18 protein-coding genes are annotated in these 25,744 nt (G+C 53.0%); 11 read left to right on the top strand and 7 right to left on the bottom strand.

Annotated features, from left to right (window positions below):
• Nucleotides 1–144: 144 nt before the first annotated feature.
• Nucleotides 145–1,578, top strand: a complete 1,434-nt coding sequence (locus CWI35_RS03115) for a site-specific DNA-methyltransferase (protein ID WP_023634510.1) — start codon at nucleotides 145–147, stop codon at nucleotides 1,576–1,578.
• 101 nt (nucleotides 1,579–1,679) lie between these two features.
• On the opposite strand, the gene CWI35_RS03110 is transcribed toward CWI35_RS03115, so the two are convergent.
• Both CWI35_RS03110 and gabP read right to left on the bottom strand, forming a co-directional pair.
• Nucleotides 1,680–1,991, bottom strand: a complete 312-nt coding sequence (locus CWI35_RS03110; RefSeq protein WP_023634509.1) for a hypothetical protein — start codon at nucleotides 1,989–1,991, stop codon at nucleotides 1,680–1,682.
• A gap of 198 nt (nucleotides 1,992–2,189) precedes the next feature.
• Nucleotides 2,190–3,581 (bottom strand): GABA permease, encoded by a 1,392-nt coding sequence (gene gabP, locus CWI35_RS03105; protein ID WP_119877474.1) that lies wholly within the window; start codon nucleotides 3,579–3,581, stop codon nucleotides 2,190–2,192.
• 229 nt (nucleotides 3,582–3,810) lie between these two features.
• Between gabP and CWI35_RS03100 the strand changes: the two genes are divergently transcribed.
• Nucleotides 3,811–5,433, top strand: coding sequence for a PucR family transcriptional regulator (locus tag CWI35_RS03100; RefSeq protein WP_063329879.1), 1,623 nt, complete (start codon nucleotides 3,811–3,813; stop codon nucleotides 5,431–5,433).
• A gap of 204 nt (nucleotides 5,434–5,637) precedes the next feature.
• The gene (locus tag CWI35_RS03095) at nucleotides 5,638–6,990 is read left to right on the top strand and encodes an aspartate aminotransferase family protein (protein WP_119877473.1); all 1,353 of its coding nucleotides are present in this window, start codon (nucleotides 5,638–5,640) and stop codon (nucleotides 6,988–6,990) included.
• Between the two features lie 248 nt (nucleotides 6,991–7,238).
• Here CWI35_RS03095 and CWI35_RS03090 read toward each other — a convergent pair whose 3' ends face one another.
• Nucleotides 7,239–7,808 carry a Uma2 family endonuclease gene (locus CWI35_RS03090; RefSeq protein WP_011230924.1) on the bottom strand — a complete coding sequence of 190 codons (570 nt, stop codon included), beginning with the start codon at nucleotides 7,806–7,808 and terminating at the stop codon, nucleotides 7,239–7,241.
• 219 nt (nucleotides 7,809–8,027) lie between these two features.
• Here CWI35_RS03090 and CWI35_RS03085 point away from each other — a divergent pair, with 219 nt between their 5' ends.
• The gene (locus tag CWI35_RS03085; RefSeq protein WP_031212882.1) at nucleotides 8,028–9,014 is read left to right on the top strand and encodes an NADPH:quinone oxidoreductase family protein; all 987 of its coding nucleotides are present in this window, start codon (nucleotides 8,028–8,030) and stop codon (nucleotides 9,012–9,014) included.
• Between the two features lie 301 nt (nucleotides 9,015–9,315).
• Here CWI35_RS03085 and CWI35_RS03080 read toward each other — a convergent pair whose 3' ends face one another.
• Nucleotides 9,316–10,227: a glutamate biosynthesis transcriptional regulator GltC gene (locus CWI35_RS03080; protein ID WP_011230926.1), complete on the bottom strand. Its 912-nt coding sequence runs from the start codon at nucleotides 10,225–10,227 to the stop codon at nucleotides 9,316–9,318.
• Between the two features lie 125 nt (nucleotides 10,228–10,352).
• Here CWI35_RS03080 and gltB point away from each other — a divergent pair, with 125 nt between their 5' ends.
• The 5 genes from gltB to CWI35_RS03055 all read left to right on the top strand — a co-directional run bounded on the left by gltB (nucleotide 10,353) and on the right by CWI35_RS03055 (nucleotide 20,541).
• A complete protein-coding gene (gene gltB / locus CWI35_RS03075) occupies nucleotides 10,353–14,912 on the top strand; it encodes a glutamate synthase large subunit (protein ID WP_020278735.1) in 4,560 nt (1,519 codons plus the stop codon).
• A gap of 146 nt (nucleotides 14,913–15,058) precedes the next feature.
• Nucleotides 15,059–16,543, top strand: coding sequence for a glutamate synthase subunit beta (locus CWI35_RS03070; protein WP_011230928.1), 1,485 nt, complete (start codon nucleotides 15,059–15,061; stop codon nucleotides 16,541–16,543).
• Nucleotides 16,544–16,755: 212 nt separating this feature from the next.
• Nucleotides 16,756–17,340 carry a phosphatase PAP2 family protein gene (locus CWI35_RS03065; RefSeq protein WP_020278734.1) on the top strand — a complete coding sequence of 195 codons (585 nt, stop codon included), beginning with the start codon at nucleotides 16,756–16,758 and terminating at the stop codon, nucleotides 17,338–17,340.
• Nucleotides 17,341–17,507: 167 nt separating this feature from the next.
• Complete coding sequence (locus tag CWI35_RS03060) at nucleotides 17,508–18,296, top strand: ATP-binding protein (protein ID WP_062898572.1); 789 nt, start codon at nucleotides 17,508–17,510, stop codon at nucleotides 18,294–18,296.
• Nucleotides 18,297–18,447: 151 nt separating this feature from the next.
• Complete coding sequence (locus CWI35_RS03055; protein ID WP_062898573.1) at nucleotides 18,448–20,541, top strand: GDYXXLXY domain-containing protein; 2,094 nt, start codon at nucleotides 18,448–18,450, stop codon at nucleotides 20,539–20,541.
• Nucleotides 20,542–20,565: 24 nt separating this feature from the next.
• On the opposite strand, the gene CWI35_RS03050 is transcribed toward CWI35_RS03055, so the two are convergent.
• Nucleotides 20,566–21,438 carry a fructosamine kinase family protein gene (locus tag CWI35_RS03050; protein ID WP_042381822.1) on the bottom strand — a complete coding sequence of 291 codons (873 nt, stop codon included), beginning with the start codon at nucleotides 21,436–21,438 and terminating at the stop codon, nucleotides 20,566–20,568.
• Nucleotides 21,435–22,163, bottom strand: a complete 729-nt coding sequence (locus CWI35_RS03045; RefSeq protein WP_042381819.1) for an NAD-dependent deacylase — start codon at nucleotides 22,161–22,163, stop codon at nucleotides 21,435–21,437. The genes CWI35_RS03050 and CWI35_RS03045 overlap by 4 nt, the downstream gene beginning before the upstream one ends.
• A gap of 145 nt (nucleotides 22,164–22,308) precedes the next feature.
• Here CWI35_RS03045 and CWI35_RS03040 point away from each other — a divergent pair, with 145 nt between their 5' ends.
• Nucleotides 22,309–22,860 (top strand): DJ-1/PfpI family protein, encoded by a 552-nt coding sequence (locus CWI35_RS03040; RefSeq protein WP_023634140.1) that lies wholly within the window; start codon nucleotides 22,309–22,311, stop codon nucleotides 22,858–22,860.
• A 155-nt stretch (nucleotides 22,861–23,015) separates the two neighbouring features.
• On the opposite strand, the gene CWI35_RS03035 is transcribed toward CWI35_RS03040, so the two are convergent.
• A complete protein-coding gene (locus tag CWI35_RS03035) occupies nucleotides 23,016–23,909 on the bottom strand; it encodes a DMT family transporter (RefSeq protein WP_023634139.1) in 894 nt (297 codons plus the stop codon).
• A gap of 313 nt (nucleotides 23,910–24,222) precedes the next feature.
• Here CWI35_RS03035 and CWI35_RS03030 point away from each other — a divergent pair, with 313 nt between their 5' ends.
• On the top strand, nucleotides 24,223–25,659 hold the full coding sequence (locus tag CWI35_RS03030) for an NAD-dependent malic enzyme (protein ID WP_014195615.1): 1,437 nt from the start codon (nucleotides 24,223–24,225) through the stop codon (nucleotides 25,657–25,659).
• Nucleotides 25,660–25,744 lie beyond the last annotated feature (85 nt).

The raw sequence follows: 25,744 nt of genomic DNA, 5'->3' as shown, positions 1-25,744 counted from the left end.
GGAATGGGGATTGATGTACGAACGGTGAATAGTTGATAAGAAAATTAAGGGAGGAAACCGCCGAGCCATGGAGAAATAATGGAAATAAGATTTGTCGATAAGAAGCACTGTGCTAGGAATACGCGACAAGAGAGGGGGCGTGCCATGGCAAACGTCGGCGGGAGAAGGAAACCGGCAGCGGATGCAAGGCTTGAGGCGATCAAAAAGCTCTTTCCGGAAGCGGTTGTGGATGGGGGCATCGATTGGGAGTTGCTGAAGAAAGTGTTTGGCGGTCACGAACGGCAAGAAGCATATGAGTTCACGTGGCCGGGGAAGGCGGAGGCGAGGCGGCTCGCTGAGCTGCCTGCGTCCGGAGTATTGCGGCCGGATCAGGCAGCGAGCAAACAGTGGGAGACGACGAACAATTGGTATATTGAAGGAGACAATTTAGAGGCGTTAAAGCTGCTGAGAACGTCGCATGCGGGAACCATTCAAATGATTTACATCGATCCGCCGTACAATACAGGAAAAGTGCTCACGTACAAAGACAATTGGCGCAAGGGGAAAGCCGTTGTTCCTAGCGGAATCCAGGAAGAAGCGCGTGCCCATGCCGGCTGGCTCAACATGATGTACCCGCGCCTTTGGGTGGCGAGGGAGCTGTTAGCCGAGACGGGGGCCATCTTTATCTCCATTGATGATACGGAGCAGGCGAATTTGAGAAAAATGTGCGATGAAATTTTTGGCGAGCGGAATTTTGTCGCCACGTTCATTTGGCAGCGGGCGTTTTCGCCCGTGAATATGAACAAGTTCGCCTCGCGCAACCATGATTTCATTTTATGTTATGCGAAAAACATCGATCGCCTGGCTTGGTACGGCTTGCCGCGCCATCCGGAAGCGGATGGGCGGTATGCCAACCCAGACAATGACCCACGCGGTCCATGGACGTCAGGCGATTTGTCGGTGGGTCCGCCGATTCCGGAAAAGATTTATGAGATTGTGACGCCAAGCGGTCGGGTCGTTTCCCCGCCGAATGGGTATTGCTGGCGGGTGACGAAGGAGCGCTTCGCCGAGCTGGCGGCGGATAACCGCATTTGGTTTGGCAAAGACGGAAACGGGGTGCCGCGCCTGAAGCGGTTTTTAAGCGAAGTGAAGTCGACGGTGACGCCGCTTACGATTTGGACGCATGACGAGGTGTCCCATTCGCAGGAGGCGAAAAAGGAGCTGAAGGAGCTGTTCGATGGGCTCGCGGTGATGGATTACCCGAAGCCGGTGAAGCTCATTCAGCGCATGGTGGCGTTGACAACGAGGGATGATGATCTCATCCTGGACTTTTTTTCCGGCTCGGCGACAACGGCTCATGCCGTCATGCAGCAAAACGCCGAAGACGGCGGCCGGCGGTCGTTTATAATGGTGCAGCTTCCCGAACGGCTTGCGGAAACGTCCGAGGCGTATCGGGTGGGGTTTCGGACGATTTGCGACATTGGCCGCGAGCGCATCCGCCGCGCGGGGGAGAAAATCGTTTATGAAACGGGGAAGACGGAGCTTGATATCGGCTTTAAAGTGTTTCGGATTGAGAGAACCAACCAGCCCGCTCGCTAGGCGAACGGGCTGTTCCTTGACTAGGTTGATGAAAGGCGCTTTGGTTGAGGTGATACCCGTGTTTTCCGAGTCTCTGATGTCCAACGTTTCGGGCGCTTTTTTTACAACGACGCCGCAGCCCAACGGTCGTTGACAAAGACGTCGTACTCCGCGGCAATCGTTTCTTTGAGCTCCGCTAAAGATGGGATGCCGTCGGCGAAAGTGTAGGTGTCAAGGCAAATGAGGGAGTATTCGTCGCCGGGATCAAATACGATGGTGACGACTTCTTCCGTTCCGGCGTCCACTTGCCGGACGGTGTCGCCGTCTTCCGGCTCAACGAGTACGTTTTGGTATGTTTCGCGAATGACATAATATCCTTCTTGCAATTGCTCGGCAAATAAGTGCTCCATGTCCATCAGTTCGTGGACGATCATGTTTAGTCCTCCTAGTTTGTGAATTTATTCTCAATGTAAGTATACAACGGAATGGCAGCTAATGTAATAGGAGCTGACGGAAGTTTAAAAAGTTGTCATTTTTACATGACAGCGCGATTTGGACGAGAGGGGTGGAAAAGATCTGTTCTACACAAAACGAACGCCCGTGTCGACGGGCGCCCGTTCATGTGATAGGGATCAATCTTTCGCTGTTGTGGATGCCGCCGGCTGGTAGTTTGGATTGAGGCGGCGCCGGGCGAAGACGAAGTAGCAAACGATGACGACGGCAGTGATGAGCAACGTCAGCAACAACTGTGAAACCATTGAGCGGATGAACAACATCGAGGCGAGAATGACGAGCAAAACGAGAATCGTAAAATAGGTCAAGTACGGAAACAACCACATTTTGATTTTTAAGGCGGCGCCGTTGTCCCGCTCGAGTTTTTGCCGCATGCGCAACTGCGAGACAGCAATGGCTAAATAAACGAGCAGCGCGATCGCTCCGGAAGAGTTAACAAGAAAGAGAAACACTTTATCAGGCGAAACGTAGTTCATGATGACGGCGATGTAGGCGAACAACGTGCTGGCGATGACCGCTCGAACTGGGACGCCGTTTTTACTTAGTTTTAAAAATAGTTGCGGTGCTTCTCCTTTTTGCGCTAAAGAGTACAGCATGCGCGATGTCGTGTACAGCCCCGAATTGAGGCAGGACAAAACGGCGGTCAATACGATAAAGTTCATGATTTGCGCGGCCGCAGGGACGCCGACATGTTCGAGCACAGCGACAAACGGACTTTTCAACACGCTCGCCGAGTTCCAAGGGAGCAATGTGACGACAACGGCGATGGAGCCGATGTAAAACACTAAAATCCGCCATGTGACCGATTTAGTGGCCTTCGACACGGCTTCTTGCGGTTCGGCTGATTCTCCGGCGGCAATCGTCACGATTTCCGTCCCGAAGAACGAGAAAATGACGATGACAATGCCGATAAGGATGGAACCGATCCCATGCGGCATCAATCCGCCATGGCCGGTCAAATTTTTCAAGCCGACCGGATCGCTGCCCGGGGCAAGGCCGAAAATGAACGCTAAGCCAATAATGAGAAAAAGAACGATGCTCGCTACTTTGATGAAGGCGAACCAATATTCAAACTCTCCGTAGGATTTTACTGACCAAATATTTGTAAGTGTCATCAAAACGGTCAGAACAAGGCTGAACAGCCATAACGGCACGTCAGGAAACCAATATTTGATGATTGCTGCTCCCGCATTGGCTTCAATGGCAACGACAATCACCCAGAAAAACCAGTAAAGCCATCCAACCGTAAATCCTGCCCATGGGCCGATGGCTTCATGGGCGTAGGCGGCAAATGATCCACTCGTCGGACGGGCCGCGGCCATCTCCCCGAGCATCCGCATAACGAGAACGACTAAGACACCCGCTAAGGCATACGAAAACACAGCTCCCGGCCCTGTTGAATGGATGACAGCTCCGCTTCCGACAAACAATCCGGCGCCAATGACCCCGGCGATGGCAATCATAGCCATATGGCGCTCTTTCAATCCTTTTTGCAGACCGGAATCATTCATCCCTATTCCCCCCTCTCAAAAAGAGTTTAAATTTTTCAAATAATCTCACTACGCGATTGTTTTTAGTGTATATGGAAAAATTCACTCTACACATTAGACAAAATGCCAACTAAAAATGGAGTTTCATTGGACGATTTGTCAATAGGCGTCTCGGCTATAGAAGGAGTTTAGTTATAAAGTTTCGAATATTTGTGATAATAAAGACAAAGCAAAAGGGGGAGAGGCAAGAATGGAATGCAGCTTTCCTCTTACGGTCGCTGACGTTTTAAGGAGAAAATATTTTGAAAGAGCCGTTGTTGCCGCTGGAAAAGGCGGGTTGTCCAGAATCGTCAAGTGGGTGCATGTCGTCGAGGTGACGAAAATCAGCAATTTGTTACGGGGCAAAGAGTTGATTTTATCCACTGGAGTCGGATGGCGGGAAGATGCTTCGTTGTTTTTATCGCTGCTTCGGCAACTGATCGAATGCGATGCCTCCGGGTTGTGCATCGAACTAGGAACATATGCTTCTTCCATCCCTGATGAAGCGTTAAAACTGGCGGATCAGCACGATTTCCCGATCGTCTTTTTCCTTGAAGAAGTCCCGTTCGTTGAAATCACCCATGACATCCATACGCATTTGATCAACCAACAGTATCAAATGATTTCCCAGCTTGAATCGTATTCCCAAGAGTTAAACAAAAAGCTGTTGACCGTTCATGACCATCGGGAGATTTTAACGTGTTTGCATGATTGTTTAGGCCATCACGTGGCTTTTAAAATGCAGGGCGGGGATGTGGAGTACATTCCATGTCGGCCGAGGCAGAAACGAGAGGCCAGCATCTGTTCGGGGAACAGCGGATGGCCCGTAGATGCGGTCGTCAAGCCGATTTCTTTGTTCGGCGCCGAGTATGCGGAGCTGGCCCTTCTCCCTGACGGCCGCGATGTCAATGAGTTTGACCTTCTCATTTTGGATCGCACTGCGACTGCTTTGGCGCAACACTTATTGCGGAACCTTTATGCTGAGGAGAAACGGCGCACGGAGGAAAACGAGTGGCTGAAAGGATGGCTTGAAGGGGAATACTCAGACCAAGAGATTTCTTCCTTTTTATTGGATCATCATCCCTCTTTTGACAGCTGTCGGGGAGTTGTGTGGGTTTGCAAGGTGGAAAGGGCTCATCAAAAAGGAAATTTTGATTTGACATATTTCAAGCTTTTATGCCGTTCGCTATTTGAGCAGCGAGGATTTTTCGTGTTTTCTGTGGAGATAGGCCGGCAGCTAGCGTTTATCGCCCTTGATTGGCGGGGTGAGTCCACGTGGAAAAAGCGGGTCGAAGATGGAATTGAATCCATTAAGGCGTCAGATTTTGTACGGACGCGTCTTCCCTCCTTATCCATAGGCGTTGGAACGTTTGTCAACTCTCTTTCTGCCATGAATCAAAGCTATCGAGCCGCGCTGGAGGCGCTGAAAATTCGAAACCGGTTGAAGGATCAAACGGTCAGTCCATTTTACGAGGATTTGCATTTGTATCGGATGATCATGGTTCTAGATAAATATAGCAATCTGCGCGAAACGGCCTGTCAATATTTAGGGCCGATTATCGAGTACGACAGGAAGTACAATGGGAAGCTGCTAGAAACGCTCAAGGTGTACTTGCAGTGCAACGGCTCGAAACAAGAGACAGCGAAGCGGCTGTTTATTGTCCGGCAAACGTTGTATCACCGTATAGAGAAGCTGGAAAGTTTCCTTGGCCCCGATTTCATGGCGCCTGATAAACGGCTGGCCATTGAGCTGATGATCAAAGCGTACGACTGCTTGATGGATGCGGACGAGATTTCGTACAGACATCGGAATGTGCAGCGTTGGGCTGATTGAGGAGGATCGGACAAGACGACGGATTCGTGAAAAAGCTTTTCGCTTAAAAATATCCTACGGTCGCGGTTGGGAGTGAACGCAGTGGTCAAACTGTGGAGCAAATGTGTTCACCGTTTTTACACTCTGTCTAATGAACAGCATGGTGAATTGAGCGATAATGGCTATAACATGAAACGATTCTAAATAGAGGGGAGTCAAGCGGCGATGAAAACGGAACAACCCCACCAACTGTGGCTCGAAAAAGACGACCGATATATCTGGCATTCGATGAAGCCGTATAACCCACAAGCAACGCTGATTGCGGCCGAAGCGAAAGGCTGCTGGGTGACGGATGCAGCTGGACACCAGTATTTGGATGCGATGGCTGGGCTCTGGTGCGTCAACGTCGGCTATGGGCGCGAGGAACTCGCCGAAGCGGCGTATGAGCAGCTGAAGACGCTGGCGTATTTCCCGCTCACGCAAAGCCACCTGCCGGCCATCGAGCTCGGGGAAAAGCTCAACGAACTGTTGGGCGATGAGTATGTCATCTTTTTCTCAAACAGCGGATCAGAGGCGAACGAAACGGCGTTTAAAATCGCCCGCCAATACCATCAGCAGCGCGGGGAGCATCACCGGTACAAAATCATTTCCCGCTACCGGGCGTACCATGGGAATTCGATGGGGGCGCTCTCAGCGACCGGGCAGGCGCAACGGAAATACAAATACGAACCGCTCGCGCCGGGCTTTATCCATGTGCCGCCGCCGGATGTGTACCGCGACCCGGATGCGGCGGATGACCCGCGCCGGTTGCGGGCGGTCAAGGCCATTGATGATGTCATGACGTGGGAGTTGAGTGAAACGATTGCGGCCGTCATTATGGAGCCGATCATCACCGGGGGCGGTGTGCTCATTCCTCCGGACGGGTATATGAAAGCGGTCAAAGACGTGTGTGAAAAACACGGGGCTTTGCTGATTGTCGATGAAGTCATCTGCGGCTTCGGCCGGACGGGAGCGGCGTTCGGATTTCAACACTACGGCGTCAAGCCGGACATCATCACGATGGCAAAAGGCATTACGAGCGCGTATTTGCCGCTGGCGGCAACGGCGGTGCGAAAAGAGATTTATGAAGCGTTCAAGGGAACGGATGAATACGACTACTTCCGCCATGTCAATACGTTTGGCGGCCACCCGGCTTCGTGCGCGGTGGCGCTGAAAAACATCGAGATCATGGAGACGGAGCGGCTGTTTGACCGCTCGCGCGAGGCAGGGGAATGGCTGCTTGATGAGCTCAAAACGAACCTAGCCGGCCACCCGTATGTCGGCGATGTGCGCGGCAAAGGGCTGCTTGTCGGCATTGAGCTTGTCGCTGACAAAGCGACGAAAGAGCCGCTCGATGTGTCGCTTGTCAATCAAGTGATCCATCGATGCAAAGAAAACGGCCTCATCATCGGCAAAAACGGAACGACAGTCGCCGGGTACAACAACGTGCTCACCTTATCGCCGCCGCTTTGCATCACGGATGATGAACTTTCGTTTGTGGTGCGTGTCTTGACCGGGGCGCTAGCGGCCATTCAATAAGAAGAAGGACAAACGCCAGCTTGGGTCGACAGGCTGGTGTTTTGTTTGCCTTCGTGCAGACATTCGGAAAAACATAGAAGCAGGCGGCTGTCGCTAGGGCTGAACGTTCTCCCGCCTATGCGCTTGTTCTTCGAGATGGGAGATTCTTAGACACCTGCCTCAGGGCAGGCTGCCCGATCATCGATTCCTGTGTGTTTGACGAAAGATCGATCATGAACACTGAATGGCCATTCCGAACAAGAGCCGTTTTAACCCCATTCAAATACATACGTTAATGGAATAGCTAAGTCCTTAAATTGTGCGGAATGCAGCGTGTCTTGTTGTCCGTATGTTGCATGTCGTTGATATGTACCTTCGTGCAAATAGTACACATGAATCATTTTATTAGCAGTATCAACAATCCAATATTCCGCAATTCCATAGTGTTGGTAAGTATAAAATTTTTCGTTGTAGTCTTTTAAAGCGGTTGAAGGTGACAAGACTTCAACAACCAGTGTAGGTGCCCCGTAACATCCTTTTTGGACAATCTGTTTTTTATTGCAAATCACGGCAATATCGGGTTGGACAATGTCATCAGGGGTTTCATACGTTTCATTTTTGCTAAGGAATACATCAAACGGCGCCATAAAAACATAACAATGTTTGTTTTGGAAAAAATGGCGCAAAGCAAAATACAATTCTCCGACTGCAAATTGATGTTCCGAAGATGGAGCAGGTGTCGTATTATATGCTTTTCCATTTATAAGTTCCCAGCGACCTTCCCATGTTTTCCAGTCAGCGTAAGTGTAAATTTTGTTCGAGTCAGGGATATTGCCCATTGTTTCACCCTCTTTCATTTTTAAGAATACGTTTGTTTACAGTTTAGCAAAAGAAATCAAGGAAGTGTAGGGAGGACTTTCATTAGACGTTTATTTATCACCCGCTTACGCTCACAAGCGGGAGTGAGGGTCTTCTTGGTTCAGGATGATAAAAAAGGAATCTGGCGTTTGTTTGTCGAATGACATGAGTGAAGAATGTATGGGGAAAGGGAGAGAATGATGTCCGCATTTCAAGCGTTTGTTGTCAACAAAACCGAAACAGAATTTACCGCCGGTGTGCAGACGATTTCCATGGATGATTTGCCGGAAGGCGATGTCCTTGTCCGCGTCCATTATTCAAGCGTCAACTACAAAGACGGATTGGCGTCCATTCCGGACGGCAAAATTGTGAAAACGTATCCGTTTGTGCCCGGAATTGATTTGGCCGGGGTGGTTGTTTCGTCGCAACATCCGCGTTTTCGCGAAGGGGATGAGGTGATTGCGACCGGTTATGAAATCGGCGTGACACATTTCGGAGGCTACAGTGAATATGCTCGCCTGCACGGCGAATGGCTCGTTCCGCTGCCGAAAGGGTTGACGTTGAAAGAAGCGATGGCGATCGGGACAGCTGGGTTTACAGCGGCGCTGTCCATTCACCGTCTTGAGGAGCACGGGCTGACGCCGGAACGCGGACCGGTGCTTGTCACGGGGGCGACGGGCGGAGTCGGGAGTCTGGCCGTGTCGATGCTCGCGAAGCGCGGCTACACGGTGGAAGCGAGCACAGGCAAAGCGGCGGAGCACGATTATTTGCGCGTTTTAGGGGCGAAAGAAGTGTTGACGCGAGAGGACGTCACGGCTGAGCGCATTCGTCCGCTTGATCGGCAGCGCTGGGCAGCGGCAGTCGATCCGGTCGGCGGCCGGACGCTGGCCACGGTGTTAAGCCGCATCCGCTACGGCGGAGCCGTGGCGGTGAGCGGACTGACCGGAGGGGCGGAAGTGCCGACGACGGTCCATCCGTTTATTTTGCGCGGTGTCAGCTTGCTTGGCATCGATTCTGTCTATTGTCCAATGGATGTGCGCCTCCGCATTTGGGAGCGGCTCGCTGGCGACTTAAAGCCGGATTTGGAGCGGATTGCTCAAGAGATTTCGCTCGCTGAATTGCCGCAAGCGCTTAAGCGCATTTTGCGCGGCGAACTGCGCGGCCGGATGGTGGTGCGGCTGGGATGACGTTTGGGACGCGGTCTGCTTGAAGCAACGCCAAAAGCTCGATGCTTCCACATTCCTTCTTGTTTTGTCCTTGACACGAACACTTCCTAAAAGGTCGGTGAAAAACGATCATTTTCGTCAAATGGGTGGTTTTTTTTGGAAAAGAAGAGACATTTTTACAAGGTTTCTTAACTTGAGAAGGGATATTGTTGAGCTGATTTTTTCATTAAATCACCAGTCTTCTAAAAGAGTGAAGGGGACGGGGGAGGCAGGCGTGCAGAAGAATAAGAGAAAGACGCAGGAAGCAGCGCCTGCGTCTTTTTTATCCCCGCAATTGGTACCGCTCCAGCTCGGAGAAAAAGTCTTTCACAAACCGGTAAAACACTTTCACCGACGGGGCGAGCTCGTGATGGTCGGAGACGATGATGCCGACATTTCGCTTCACTTGCGGCATTTCAATCGGCACTTTGGCGGCGTAGCGAAGCAAGCTTTCCGACAGGGCGCTCTCCGGCAAGAGGGTCACGCCGATGCCGGCGGAGACAAGCCCTTTAATGGCATCGAGATCTTCGCCTTCCGATGAGATGTTGGGCGAAAATCCGGCTTGGTGGCAAGCGTCAATGACGATTTGATGCAAAATGTATCCCTTTGGAAACGTAACAAACGGGTCGTGGCGCAGTTCGTTTAACACGATCCGGTCGCGGCGAGCGAGCGGATGGCTGTTCGGCAGGAGGGCCGCAAACGGTTCAGAAAATAAAATTTCCCCTTTGATGCCGATTTCGCGTGCGGGAATTGGTCCAAGAAAGGCCAAGTCAATTTCCCGTTTTTTCACCGCTTCGATTAAATAATAGTACGACCCTTGGCGGAGATGGAACGAGACGTTTGGGTGTTCCGCTTTAAAGGCGGAGATGACCATGGGCATCATGTGGCTTGCCAGGCTTGTCGGAAACCCGATTTTAATCGTCCCGCGCTCCGGGTCTAAATATTCTTCGATTTGTTGCTTTGCATCATCGACCGCCTTCAACACCGCTTCGGCGTGCGGCAAAAAATGACGGCCGATGGGGGTGAGCTTCACGTTCCGCCCTTCCCGTTCAAAAAGCTGCACGCCAAGCTCCGCTTCTAAGTTTGCGATTTGCCGGCTGATCGCCGACTGCGCGACATGGAGGGCATCGGCGGCTTCGGAGACGTGTTCGCGCCGGGCGACTTCCACGAAATATTGCAGCTGCCGCAGCTCCATTTTTCTCCCTCCTTTTGATTGATCGCAAAATGAGATGGATTTTATCTAAATTATATATTGTTTATATTAATTTTGAAAACTACAATGAATATTACAGACAATTCGGAACGGGAGGGGAAGGCAGCATGAAACACTACGGATTACCGGAAGCGCAAGGGTTATATCGCCCGGAATTTGAGCATGATGCATGCGGGATCGGGTTTTATGCGCATTTGAAAGGAAAACCGTCGCACGACATTATCAAAAAGGCACTTCATATGCTTCGCCAGCTTGAACACCGCGGCGGACAAGGGAGCGATCCGGAAACGGGCGATGGCGCGGGCATTATGACGCAAATTCCGCATGAGTATTTTCAAGCGGTGTGCGGCGGGATGAACTTGCCGGAAAAAGGGCGCTACGGGGTCGGGATGTTCTTTTTGCCGGAAGAGGAAGCGAAACGGGCGTACTATGAATCGATGTTCAATGAGATCGTCGCTCAAGAAGGGCAACGGCTGCTCGGATGGCGGACAGTTCCAGTTGATCGTGAAAAGCTTGGCAAACTGGCGCGGCAAAGCCAGCCGTTCATCCGCCAAGTGTTTGTCGCGGCAAGTGATGACGTGGCTGATGAGTTGGCGTTTGAACGGAAGCTGTATGTGATCCGCAAACAATTCGAAAAATGTGTGGAAAACAACGAGTGCTATGTAGCGAGCTTCTCGAGCCGGACGATCGTTTATAAAGGGTTGCTTACGCCGGAACAAATCGATGCGTTTTATTTGGATTTGCAAGATGAACGGTTCCGTTCGGCGTTTGCCCTCGTGCACTCGCGCTTCAGCACGAACACGTTCCCGAGCTGGGAGCGGGCCCATCCGAACCGCTATTTGATCCATAACGGCGAGATCAACACGCTGCGCGGCAATGTCAACTGGATGACGGCGCGCGAGAAGCAATTTGTGTCGGAAGCGTTCGGCGCGGATTTGGAAAAAGTCGTGCCGATTTTGGATACGAACGGCAGCGACTCGTCGATTTTGGACAATGCGTTCGAATTTTTCGTTCTTGCTGGCCGGAAGCCGGCCCATGTCGCGATGATGCTCATTCCGGAACCGTGGTTTTGGGATGAGCAGATGGACGGGGCGAAAAAGGCGTTTTACGAGTACCATAGCTGTCTCATGGAGCCGTGGGATGGACCGACGGCGATTTCGTTCACCGACGGCAAGCAAATCGGCGCCATTTTGGACCGGAACGGCTTGCGTCCGGCCCGCTATTACGTCACCAAAGACGACTACATTATTTTTTCATCCGAAGTCGGCGTCATTGATGTCGACCCGAACAACATTTTATATAAGGAACGGCTGAGCCCGGGGAAAATGCTTTTGGTTGACCTCGAGCAAGGGCGCATCATCTCCGACCAGGAAATCAAGGAAGAAATGGCTCATGAAAAGCCATATCGCCAATGGATCAACGAGCAAATGATCACGCTTGGCGATCTGGAAATTCCGGAGGACGTCGAAGCGCCGAAGCAACTCGTCAAACTGCAAAAAGCGTTCGGCTACACGTTTGAAGATGTGGAAAAAACGATTTTGCCGATGGCGGCGGAAGGAAAAGATCCGACCGGCGCTATGGGCATGGACGCGCCGCTTGCCGTGCTGTCGGAGCGGCCGCAAAGTTTGTTCAACTACTTCAAGCAGCTGTTCGCCCAAGTGACAAATCCGCCGATTGATGCGATCCGCGAATATGTCGTCACCTCGACGATGACGCTGCTTGGCAAAGAAGGGAACATTTTGCATCCGGACGCCAAAGCGGCGCGGCGCATCCGCTTGGAAACTCCGCTATTGACGAACGAAGAGCTCGCAGCGTTAAAAGCCAATCCGTACCCGGAATTTGCGTGCGCGGTGCTGCCTACGCTGTTTACTGATGATTTGAAACAGGCGCTTGATGAGCTGTTTGCCAAAGCGGATGAAGCGATCGAAAACGGGGCGGCGCTTCTTGTGCTGTCCGACCGCGGCGTTGATGAAACACATGTCGCCATTCCGGTTTTGTTGGCGACAAGCGGGCTTCACCAGCATCTTGTCCGCAAAGGGACGCGCACGAACGTCAGCCTGCTTGTCGAAAGCGGCGAAGCGCGTGAAGTGCATCATTTTGCGGCGCTCATCGGCTACGGGGCGGACGCCATCAACCCGTACTTGGCGCTGGAGACGATCCGCCAAGCGTCAGAAAACGGCACGATCGCCTTGTCTTACCGTGAAGCGGTGAAAACATATATCAAGGCGGCTGTTGACGGTGTCGTCAAAGTGATGTCGAAAATGGGCATTTCGACGGTGCAAAGCTACCGCGGCGCACAAATTTTTGAGGCCGTCGGCATCAGCAACGATGTCATTGATGAATACTTTACCGGCACGGCATCGCAAATTGGCGGCATCGGGCTTGCGGAAATCGCCAAAGAAGCGAAAATGCGCCATGAGTCCGCATTTGACGCACGGTACGAAGACGATGTGCTGGATACGGGCAGCGAGCTGCAATGGCGACGCAACGGCGAACATCACGCGTTCAACCCGAAGACGATCCATTTGCTGCAGTGGGCGTGCCGGAAAAACGATTACAACCTCTATAAACAATATTCGAAACTGGCCAATGAAGAACAGTTGACGTTCTTGCGCAATTTGTTCGATTTCGATTCGAGCCGGCAACCGGTGCCGATTGAGGAAGTCGAACCGGTCGAGTCGATCGTCCGCCGCTTTAAAACAGGGGCCATGTCGTTCGGTTCGATCAGCCAGGAAGCCCATGAGGCGCTGGCGATCGCCATGAACCGGATCGGCGGAAAAAGCAACAGCGGCGAGGGCGGCGAAGACCCGGCCCGCTATGTGAAAGATGAAAACGGCGACTGGCGCCGCAGCGCGATCAAACAAGTGGCGTCCGGACGTTTTGGCGTAAAAAGCCATTATTTGGTCAATGCCGATGAATTGCAAATCAAAATGGCCCAAGGAGCAAAACCGGGTGAAGGCGGGCAGCTTCCGGCCAACAAAGTGTATCCGTGGGTCGGCAAAGTGCGCGGCTCAACGCCAGGGGTGGAGCTCATCTCTCCGCCGCCGCACCATGACATTTACTCGATTGAAGATTTGGCCCAACTCATTTATGATTTGAAAAACGCCAACAAAGATGCGCGCATCAGCGTGAAGCTCGTCGCCAAAGCCGGCGTTGGCACGATCGCCGCTGGCGTGGCGAAAGGGAACGCCGATGTCATTGTCATCAGCGGCTATGACGGCGGCACGGGCGCTTCGCCGAAAACGAGTATTAAACATGCCGGCCTGCCGTGGGAGCTTGGTTTGGCGGAAACGCATCAGACGCTCATGCTCAATGGGTTGCGCGACCGCGTCGTTCTAGAAACCGACGGCAAATTGATGACCGGCCGTGACGTTGTGATGGCGGCGCTGTTTGGGGCCGAAGAATTCGGATTTGCGACGGCACCGCTCGTCGTTTTAGGCTGTGTCATGATGCGCGTCTGCCATTTGGATACATGCCCGGTCGGCGTGGCGACGCAAAATCCGGAACTGCGTAAAAAATTCACCGGGAAGCCAGAACATGTCGTCAACTTTATGTACTTTGTCGCTCAAGAAGTGCGGGAAATTATGGCGGAGCTCGGCTTCCGCACGATCGACGAAATGGTCGGCCGCGTCGATGTCTTGAAGGTAAGCGAGCGGGCGAAAGCGCATTGGAAAGCGAAACATCTCGATCTGTCGCGTCTTCTGTACCAAGTCGATGGACCGCGCACTTGCATCAAAGGGCAAAACCATCGTTTGGAAGAGACGCTTGATCATACAGAAATTTTGCCGGCGGTGCAGCCAGCGCTTGAACGGCAGGAGCCGGTCGAACTTCACCTCGCCATCCGCAACGTCCACCGCACGGTCGGGGCGATGACCGGCAGCGAGATTTCGAAACGCTACGGTGAGGAAGGGTTGCCGGATGATACGATCCGCCTCCATTTCACCGGATCGGCCGGGCAAAGTTTTGCGGCGTTTGTGCCGAAAGGGATGACGCTCGAGCTCGTCGGCGACGCGAACGACTACGTCGGCAAAGGGCTTTCCGGCGGCAAAGTGATCGTCCGTCCGCCGCATGAGGCGCCGTTTGCCGCAGCGGACAATGTCATTATCGGCAACGTCGCTTTCTACGGGGCGACGAGCGGCGAGGCGTACATTCGCGGCCGCGCCGGTGAACGGTTCTGTGTGCGCAACAGCGGCGTTCATGCCGTTGTTGAGGGAGTCGGCGATCACGGGTGTGAATATATGACCGGCGGCCGCGTCGTCATCCTCGGTTCGGTTGGCAAAAACTTCGCCGCTGGCATGTCCGGGGGCATCGCTTACGTTCTCGCTGACGAAGACAGCTGGCAGCAAACCGCCAACCTTGAGCTCGTCTCGTTTGAGCGGCTCGAAGACGAGGAAGAAATTCGCGACGTGCGTCGGATGATCGAAAACCATTACCGCTATACGGGAAGCCCGCGGGCGGCGTTAGTGCTCGAAGAGTGGGATGCGTATGTCCGCCGGTTTGTCAAAGTCATTCCACACAACTACAAACTGATGGTGGAAACGATTCAAGCGCTCGAACAATCCGGGTTTTCGTATGATGAAGCTGCCTTGGCGGCGTTTGAAACGGTGGCGAAACGGAAAAAAGCGGCTGCCGTCGGTGTCCATGTGTTGCAAGCGGCCGCGAAATAAGGTCTTCCTTTCGGGCGGCTGTGGCATGGCGGCGCCGCTTTGGCCCCGCGGCCGCGCGGGGCTCGCTTTTTGACTGGCCTAACAGGCGGGAAGGCCGCATCGGGGAGAAGAGAGGACGTGTACGGAAAGAAGGAGGGGGAACCATCGTGGGAAAAGCAACAGGGTTTATGGAATATGCACGCGAGGAGGAAAAAAAGCGCGACCCGCTTTCCCGTCTTGATGATTGGAAAGAATATACACAGCCGTTTTCGGAAGAGGTGCTGGCCCGCCAAGGCGCCCGCTGTATGGACTGTGGCACGCCGTTTTGTCATATGGGATTGGAGCTGAACGGCCTTACCTCGGGGTGTCCGGTGCACAACTTGATCCCAGAATGGAACGATTTGGTGTACCGAGGGCGCTGGAAAGAAGCGCTTGACCGACTTTTAAAGACCAATAATTTCCCGGAATTTACTGGACGCGTCTGTCCGGCGCCATGCGAAGGATCGTGCACGGTGGCCATTTCCGACCCAGCGGTTGCGATTAAAGGAATCGAACGGGCCATTATTGATAAAGGGTTTGCTGAAGGATGGGTGAAACCGCGCATCCCGAAGACGCGCACGGGGAAAAAGGTGGCCATCGTCGGCTCCGGCCCGGCCGGGTTGGCCTGCGCTGACCAACTCAACCAAGCCGGCCATTCGGTGACGGTGTATGAGCGGGCTGACCGCATCGGCGGCTTATTGATGTACGGCATTCCGAATATGAAGTTGGAAAAAGAAGTGGTCGAGCGGCGGGTGCGTCTGCTCGAAGAGGAAGGCATCACGTTTATTACGAACACCGAAGTCGGCAAAGATATTATGGCTGACGAACTTCGTGCTCAGTACGACGCCGTCGTCTTGTGCATCGGTGCGCAAAAGCAGCGCGATTTGGCCATTGAAGGCCGGGAGCTTGAGGGGGTCCATTTTGCGATGGATTATTTGACCGGCGTGACGAAAAGTTTATTGGATTCGAATTTTGCCGACGGCCAGTTTATCGATGCCAAGGGAAAACGTGTCATCGTGATCGGGGGCGGCGACACGGGGGCCGACTGCGTGGCGACCGCGCTGCGCCAAGGCTGCAAAAGCGTCGTCCAGTTTGGCAAACACCCGGCTTTGCCGGACAAGCGCCCAGACAATAACCCTTGGCCGCAATATCCGCTCGTTTTCACGCTTGATTATGCGTATGAGGAAGCGAAGGCGAAATTTGGGGCAGACCCGCGTCAATATTGCATTCAAACGAAAAAAATCGTAGGCGACGAGCACGGCCGCGTGAAAGAGCTGCATACGATTCAAATGGAAAAAATCATTGATGAAAACGGCAAAGCGATCTTTAAAGAAATTCCGGGGACGGAACAAGTATGGCCGTGTGATTTGGTGTTTATCGCCATCGGGTTTGAAGGGCCAGAGCAGCCGTTGTTGAAGCAGTTTGGCGTTGAAACGATCAACAACAAAGTGAAAGCCCCATACGGCAAATATACAACAAACATCGAGGGCGTGTTTGCGGCTGGCGACGCCCGCCGCGGCCAAAGCCTGATCGTTTGGGCGATCCACGAGGGCCGGGGGGCGGCCCGTGAAGTGGACCGGTTCCTGATGGGAGAGACGAAGCTGCCGTCGTAACGGTTGTTTCCTCCTTAAAAAGTGTTGCTTTTTAAGGAGGATTTTTCTTTTGTTCATGAAAATATATTAAGTTATAATGAGGAACTTTCAATGTTTCCTTTTGGTTTGATCTCCGTACAAATCGACTTTGATATCCAGTGGTGGGCAACCGACTGATGCGGTTGTGAGGAAGCATCAACAAGGAGTGAGTCAGAGTGAACCGACGATTATGGATGATAGCGGCTGTCGGCGCGGTCTTTTTTTTGGCTGTTTGGGCAAGCGTGGCAGCCGGGGTGACAAAGGCGGCTGACGAAGGTGGGCTGCAGCTGTTTGATTCATGGCAATGGCTCGATCCGTTTACGTTTCTCGGCAATGGGAAAACAATAGGCATCATCAGTGTGATGCTTGTCATTGGTTTATGGTTTTTCCGCCGCGATGTCTATGGAATGGTGTTGGTTGTCGTCGCTGTTGGTGGGGGGTATGGCATCAACGAATGGATCAAGCATGTTGTGGGGCGGGAGCGCCCGCCGCATGCCGAGATCGGGGGGTTCAGTTTTCCGAGCGGCCACGCGATGATCGGGACGATTTACTTGTTGCTTTTAGCGTATTTTTTGGCGCAAACGCGCACCAAGCGTGGAGAACGGGCGGCCATTTACGGCGTGTTTGCGGCGCTGGCGCTCTTAACTGGCTTAAGCCGGTTAAGCTTGCAAGTGCATTATCCGTCTGATGTGCTTGGCGGGTTTGTGCTTGGCGGTGCTTACTTGGCGGCCTGTCTTGCTCTTTATCGGATGTGGATTCATCGAGGCGGCCGTTTGTAGCTGATCATCAAAAAATCATTTTTTGCCCCATGTTGATTTGATGATGAAGCCGATTCATCGGTTTGATTTAGCGTCTGATCTTGTCGAAAAGGAGAAGAAAATCTCTTTTTCTATACTATGACGTTGTGTGGGACAATGATACAATGGGGGAAAGGAGGTGAGAAACGATGAGCCAAGCCGAACTCGTGCAACTAATGGCTGAATTGCTTGACCAAAAGTTGAATCCGATCCACATGCGGCTCGATCGGATCGAAGGCGATGTCCGGGCCCTTCAAGAAGGACAAGCGCGTTTGGAAGGCGAGATCCAAGCGCTGAAAGAAGGACAGGCGCGCTTGGAAGGTGAAGTGCAGTTGTTGCAAGAGGGGCAAGCCCGCTTGGAACAGCGGCTTCACCGGGTGGAAGAGGATGTGCGCACATTAAAAGCGGACATGGACATGGTCAAAGGCGACGTGCAAACGTTGAAAGCGGACATGGACGCGGTCAAAGGCGACGTGCAAACGTTGAAAGCGGACATGGACGCGGTCAAAGGTGACGTGCAAACGTTGAAAGCGGACATGGACGCGGTCAAAGGCGACGTGCAAACGTTGAAAGCGGACATGGACGCGGTCAAAGGCGACGTGCAAACGTTGAAAGCGGACATGGACGCGGTCAAAGGCGACGTGCAAACGTTGAAAGCGGACATGGACATGATCAAGGGCGACGTGCAAACGCTCAAAGAAGGGCAACAACGGCTTGAAGCGAAAGTTGAACGGGTCGAAGAAAAAGTTGACAACCTCGCAACAGAAATGCGGAGCCACTTTCGCCACATCGAGAACATGCTTCATAAGCATCAGGCCGCTCTTGATCTGGCTTCGCGCGAGTTCTCTTCCAAACAGGCATCCATCGATTATTTGATGAAAAAAGTGACAGAGCATGATATGGAAATTTTCCACTTAAAAAATTATCTCCAACCATAATGTTCTTCACCGCAACAAAGAAAAAAGTCTAAAAGGCCGGTGGTAACTAGGAAAATGCGATGGAATAAGGCGTGTTTTCACTGGTCTTCTAGACAGCTTTTTCAGCATATGCTTTATAGAGGAAAGATCTGAGTCACAGGGAGGAAGCGATATGGCGGCCCGGATCGTGAAAACGGGGTATGCGTTGGCGTTTTTGTGCATCATTGCCGGCATTGTGTATTTTTTTGCCGCCAACTGGCCGGGGATGGGGCGAGAGGTGAAAGTCGGAATCAGCATCGGCATGATGGCGGCATTTTACATCGCAAGCGCGGCGCTTTGGGGCCGCCATCGTTTCTTAGGGCGCTGGATGCTGATCGGCGGGGTGTTGTCATTTGGCATTGCGTTGGCGTTGCTTGGACAAATTTACAATTCGCATGCTGACAGTTATTGGCTGTTTCTTGCCTGGCTTGCGCCGACCGCTTTGTTGGCGCTGCTGACAAAAGAACGGGTGCTGTCCGTGATCGCGATTGGGTTGTTGCAGCTTGCGTGCTGGTTTTATTATTTTCCGTCCGCTTATCGGATTGAGTGGACGGAATGGTCGTCGTTTGGTTTGCTCTTATTGTTTGCAGCGATCAACGGCGTGCTGGTTGGTGTCAGCCGTACGCCGTTAGTCGCCCATCTCGCTTATATTGCCATGCAAGGTTGGCTGCTTGTGATTGACGTAACCGGTTTTTCCTATGGGCGCGACGCATGGTGGCCATACGTGTATACCGTGTTGCTCGCCGTGTTGCTTTATTATTTTCTTGTCATCGCCAAGCAGCGGCCGTACGTGTTGTTGACGAGTTTGTTTGCTGGACTGTTTTTGTTCATTCAATACATTCGCTTGCTCGCAGATCATTTTGAAACGTGGCTGCTTCTCATTGGGCTTATGGCGGCCGCTGCTGTGCTGTGCGGCGGCGTTGTGCTATTGCGGCGGGCTGGGCTGTTTTCAGCGGAGACGAAAGCTGGAAGGCGTTTTTTGGCGTCGTTTCAAGCGATTGTCACGCTTGCGGCTTCCGCGTTGGCCATACAAAGCCTGCTTGGCTTGTATTTCCTTTGGACAGAGTCATGGTCGCCTTACGTGCTCTTTTTCATTTCCATCTTTGGATTTGTCGTTCCCGCCTCATTTGGCCGGCATTGGAATCCGGTCGTTCGTTATACACTGCTTGCTATTGGTTACGGGCTCGGGGTGGCGATGGCGTGGGAGGTCTCGCGGTCGACTCTGTTCCTCTATGCCATTGGGCTTGCGATTGGCGTCATCCGATCATCAGACAGCGGAGTGCGCCGGTTGACGACGGCGGCGCTGACGGTCTATTTAGGGATCGCCTTAAGTTCGGTGATGGATGACGGCCGGATGGTGTTGCTCACCTTGGCTTTGGTCAACGGCGGGTTGTATGCGTATGGCCGCTTTCGCGAAACGCCGTTTCTCACTCCGCTTGTCTTGGCGTTCGGCGCGCTTGGGATTGCGACAAGCGTTGATGTGTTTGCGGCTGATGGACTGTACGTGACGTTGAATATCGCCATGATTTTGGCGCTTGCCTTCTTTCTTTTCCGCGGTCGGCAACTGGAGCGGAAGACCGCTTGGGTGTACACAGCGCTTTATCTCGTGCTGAAATATTATGAACTCGCATGGAATTTGCTTCATAAATCGGTCAGTTTGCTGGCGGCGGGAGCGGTGTTGCTCGCATGGGCGGTATGGCTTGAGAAACGAAATGGCTTCACATGGAGGCTGGGCGTGCGCTGGGGGCGGCGCGTTTCGTTGTTGACGCTCATAGTCGTGATCGCTCAATTTTCATTTTTAGGTTATACCGTGTGGCAAAAAGAACGATTGTTGCGATATGGTGATGTAGTAAAGTTGGAACTTGAACCGTTGGATCCACGCTCCATGTTGCAAGGGGATTATATTCAGCTTCGGTACGATATTTCCACCATTCCGTCGCTTGACGGAAGCGGACGGGTGCAAGTCGGGCTGCGAAAAGGAGAGGACGGGGTGCACCGTTTGGCTGGCGTATATATGGTCAATGGGGAAAAAAGGCCGGGATACACGCCGCAACCGGGGGATGTGATCATCACCGGTACGTTTCACGGCCCGCAAGTCGTGTATGGCATTGAATCGTATTTCATTCCGGAAAAAACGGGGATGAAACGGCAAGAGAATGTTCGGTTTGCCTATGTGCGCGTGAGCGAAAACGGTGATGCGCTGCTCGAAGCGATCCGTGCTGAATAAGGATGGCGGGGGAAGCAGGAAAAACTACTCCCCCGCGTAACGATCCAGCACGCGGTCAACCGCGCTGCCGTATGTTTCGCCAAATAAATTTAGATGAACGAGCAAGTAAAACAGCTGGTAGAGTGGTTTTCGGCCATGATAATCAGCCGAGAGCGGCATAAGCTCGCGATAGCTCTCATAAAACCGGACTGGGAAGCCGCCAAACAGCTCGGTAAACGCGATCTCAAACTCATGATGGCCATACAAAACAGACGGATCGATCAAATACGGCACTCCGTCTGGCCCTGGAATCCAGTTGCCGCTCCATAAATCGCCATGCAAAAGCGATGGAAAACAGTCATCCGGGAGCCATTGGTCAAGCCGCTCGAGCAGCCATTCGAGACGTTTGCGCCGCTTGACGGGCAGGAGGCCTCTCTCCGCCGCTCGCGTCATTTGTGGTCTAAGGCGGGCGTCGCGGTAATAGTCGGTCCAGCGGCCGTACCAGCCGTTGCGCTGCGGCAGCATGCCGATATAGGTATCGCGGTCAAGGCCAAACGCCGGCCCGCGGCATTGATGGAGGCGGGCAAGGCCGCGGCCGAGCTGTTCGGCCGTCTGTGTCGTTTCCGTTCCTTCGACCCATTCCAAGACGAGCCAGCCCCAGCCGTCCGCTTCCCCGAAGCCGAAGGTATGCGGAACGTCGATGGCGCGTGCTTGCCTGATCAGCTCGAGGCCCATCTGTTCGGCAGCGAAAAATCCACTCGGCGGGAAACGTTGCATTTTGATAAAGTACGTTTGTTTGCCGCTTTGGACGCGATAGACGTCATTGATGTCGCCGCCCGAGACGCGGCGCCAATGGCGGATGCGGGAGTGGTCGCCGATCGATTCGAGCGCCATTTGCAACATCGTTTCTTTGTTCATTCCGCCGCCTCCGTCAACTGCCGCTCCAGCTCGTTCAGCACCTCGCCGATTTTCCGGCCGTGAATGACAGCGTCGGCGAGATCGTCCAAGTCAGTCGGCTCCCAATTGATGATGACAAGCTTCGCACCGTTTCGTTTGGCGACAAGCGGCAGTTGATTGGCCGGCGACACTTGCAGGGAGGAGCCAAGCACGAGGAATAGATCAGCCTGTTGGGCAGCCTCCCATGCTTCCGTGATGGCTTTCTCCGGCAGCGGCTCGCCAAACAGCACGACCGACGGGCGCAAAACTCCGCCGCATTCGCACGTCAACACACCGTGCAAATAGACAAAGCTGGGTTTTGACTCCCCGCACCGCTGACAATGGACGGTGCGGAGCGAGCCATGAAGTTCGATGACGCGTCGGCTTCCCGCTTCTTGGTGAAAGCCATCGACATTTTGCGTCACAATCGTTTGCACGATCCCGCGCCGCTCCCAATCGGCCAATAAGCGGTGTCCGTCATGCGGTTGGCATTGTTGCAAGGTGCGAATGCGATATTGGTAAAACTCGACGAACGATTCACGGCGATGGTACAGCGCATCGATGGTAGCGAGTTCGCTCGGGTTAAAACGCGCCCACAGCCCGGTGCGCGGCGAGCGGAAATCGGGCAGCCCGCTTTCGGTTGACATGCCGGCGCCGGTCAGCACGACGGTGTGGCGCGAGGCGGCCAGCCATGAGGTGATGGTCATTCTGTTTCCCTCCTTACTGTCGCAACCATAGCGACTCTCGTTTCTGCTGCTTCATACCTTTCCACCAATCATTTTACTTTTCCTTTTCACTCGTTTCCAGTATGATAGAAATGAAAGAAAAAAATGGACAAGGAGGCGGGAATCCATGAGCAAAAAAGTGCTGATCATCACGGGTGATGCTGTTGAGGCGCTTGAAGTATACTATCCGTATTACCGCTTGCTTGAAGAAGGTTATGAAGCGACGATTGCCGCGCCGAAGAAAAAGAAACTGCATACGGTCGTTCACGATTTTGCCGACTGGGATACGTACGTGGAAAAGCAAGGCTATTTGATCGACGCCCATGCGTCGTTCGCCGAAGTCGATCCGGCGCAATACGACGGATTGGTCATTCCGGGCGGGCGCGCTCCGGAGTACATTCGCCTTGATGAGAACGTGCAGCGCATCGTTCGCCATTTCTTTGAGGCGAATAAGCCGATTGCCGCCATTTGCCACGCCTCGCTCATTTTTGAAACAATGCCGGATTTGCTGAAAGGACGGAGTTTGACAGCGTATATTGCCTGCAAGCCGGGGGTTGAGGCGCTAGGAGCGACGTATGTGTCTGACCATACAGTCCACGTTGACGGCAACCTCGTCTCCGCCCATGCGTGGCCGGATTTGCCGGCGTTTATGCGTGAGTTCCTTCGATTGCTCCAATAGCCAAAAAGCGGTCTCCCTTTGGGTGAGGGGAGACCGCTTGTGCATGCAACAGGGTTTTGGGTGCGGCGGGCGGCGCTGTTTTTCATGGCTAAAGGTTCCCGCTTGTGATGGCGGGTTTTATTTTTGATGATGCTGTCCGCCAAACGGCCCGGCCGTCATCCTGCGATATCCACTTGTTCCGTCTTCACTTTCGGCGCTTTTGTCGCCAAATAGACGCCGAACAAGACGATTGCGCCGCCGGCCAGCTGCAGGACGGATAGAGCACCGCCAAGCAAAAACGTGATCACAGCGGTAAATACGGCAATTAAGTTTAAATATACACCGGCATGGCTCGGACCGACTTTTTGCACTGAGATGTTCCAAAATAAGAAGGAAAGAATGGACGGAAACAAGCAAATATAGACCAATCCGGCGAGCCCAGCTGCACTTATGTGATCAGCTGGAAACGGATAAAAGAATGCGAACGGCCACAGCAGCAGCAAGCTAAAAAAAACGGAGCACGTTGTCGCTGTAATCGGTGGGACGGGTAGTTTTTTGCCGATGATCGAATAAAGCGCCCAGACGACACCGGCGGCGAGCATCATCAAATCACCGCGGTTGTAGTTCATTCGGAAGACGTGTGCTATATGCCCATCCGTTAAAATAAACAATACACCGGCCAGCGACAACAAAAAGCCGGCAATATTGGTTTTTGACAGCCGCTCCCGCAGCAGCGCATACGACAACACGACGATGATCGCCGGATTGAGCGAATTGACGATCGCTGCGTTCATCGGCGATGTATAGGCGAGCGCGCCGTATAAAAGCAAATTATAGCCGATGACGCCAAGAATTCCGGCTGCAGCGAGCGGCAGCCAATATTGTTTGATGATGTCCTGGTAGCGCGGCCGCTCAAGCCAGTACGATACGGGCGCCAACACGATAAAAGCGGCGCACCAACGGATCAACGTCAGCCAAAATGGGCCCGTTTCCGCAATGATGGACTTCCCGATGACGTAATTGCCGGCCCAAAACAAGTTGGCCAGCACGAGAAACAGCTTTTCTCTCATTCTTTTTCGCTCCTGTCTAGTTTTTCCTTTCTTTTACGTTTACTTCATTGCTGCTCTGATTTCCTTCTTGCATGTTGTTTTTCTGCCGTCAGCCACCCCTGTTGCTGTTTTGCCAACAGCGGAACATGAACGGTGGGAAGAAGGCTGCGCTGGCTCAGGACGCATGCTGTTTCACGTTCGGCGGAAAGATGCATGTGTTTGCCGAAAGGGGTGTACAATAAGGGTTGTCTTTTTCCGGTTCATAGGATAACATTTGTACCGTAAGATGATTTACTGATTTAAACAAAAATAGAGAAAAGGAAGGACGATTGTTATGGCATTACCAGGCGGGGCAGCGATGAACATTACGATTCGTCTCCAGTTCGAAAAAGATATCGTCTCGTTCAGCGATATCGCCGCCGCAATCGGCAAAGCGGGCGGGGACATTGTCGGAATTGACGTCATTTCATCAAGCAAAGTTCACACGGTGCGCGACATCACCGTCAGCGCCCTCGACACGAAGCAGTGCGATTTGATCATTGAGGCGCTGAAAAAAATTCGCGGTGTCAAAATCATCAACGTTTCCGACCGCACGTTTTTGATGCACATCGGGGGGAAAATTGAAACAAATTCAAAAATCCCAGTGAAAACGCGCGACGACTTGTCGCGGGTGTACACGCCGGGCGTGGCGCGCGTCTGCACGGCCATCGCTGAGGATCCGCGCAAGGCGTATTCGCTGACGATTAAACGGAATACGGTCGCCGTTGTCTCGGATGGCACGGCGGTGCTCGGGCTTGGCGACATCGGCCCGTATGCGGCGATGCCGGTCATGGAAGGGAAAGCGATGCTGTTTAAGGAATTTGCCGGAGTGGACGCGTTCCCGATTTGTTTGGATACGAAAGACACGGAAGAAATCATTCAAATTGTGAAAGCGATCGCCCCGGCGTTTGGCGGCATTAATCTCGAAGACATTTCCGCTCCGCGCTGCTTTGAGATTGAAAAGCGGTTGAAGGAAGAGCTTGACATCCCGGTGTTCCATGACGACCAACACGGCACGGCGGTCGTGCTCTTGGCCGGGTTGCTTAATGCGTTGAAAATCGTCGACAAAAAGCTCGAGGACATTAAAGTGGTTCTCACCGGCATTGGCGCCGCTGGCATCGCCTGCACGAAAATTTTGCTTGCGGCCGGCGTACGCAACATTATCGGGGTCGACCGCCACGGCGCCATCCATCGCGATGAAACGTATGAAAATCCGTATTGGCAAGAATATGCGCAAATCACGAACCCGGATAATCTGAAAGGAAGCTTGTCCGATGTCATCGCCGGCGCAGATGTGTTTATTGGCGTCTCAGCTCCCGGCATTTTAAAAGTGGAAGATGTGAAAAAAATGGCGCGCGACCCGATCGTGTTTGCGATGGCCAACCCGATTCCGGAAATTGATCCGGAGCTGGCCGAACCGTACGTGCGCGTTATGGCGACCGGACGTTCTGATTATCCGAACCAAATTAACAACGTCCTTTGCTTCCCGGGCATTTTCCGCGGGGCGCTCGACTGCCGGGCGAGAGAAATTAACGAGGAAATGAAGCTTGCCGCTGCGAAGGCGATTGCCTCTGTCGTGACGGAGGATGAATTGAACGAAACATACATCATCCCGAGCGTCTTCAACAGCAAAGTCGTTGAACGCGTCAGACAAGCGGTCATCGAAGCCGCTTACCGCACTGGGGTGGCGCGGAAGGACAATATCCCGGTTGGCGGATATACAGGGCAGTAAAGCAAGGAATGCGATGGAACCGACGGACGGCTTCCTTTATAGGGGAAGCCGTTTTTTTGGCTGCAGGAGCGGGTCTAACTGTGGC

This window comes from [Bacillus] caldolyticus (genome assembly GCF_003595605.1).
Classification (GTDB): domain Bacteria; phylum Bacillota; class Bacilli; order Bacillales; family Anoxybacillaceae; genus Geobacillus; species Geobacillus thermoleovorans.
Note: the sequence above shows the minus strand (reverse complement) of the source record. Positions and strands in the feature narration are given on the sequence as shown.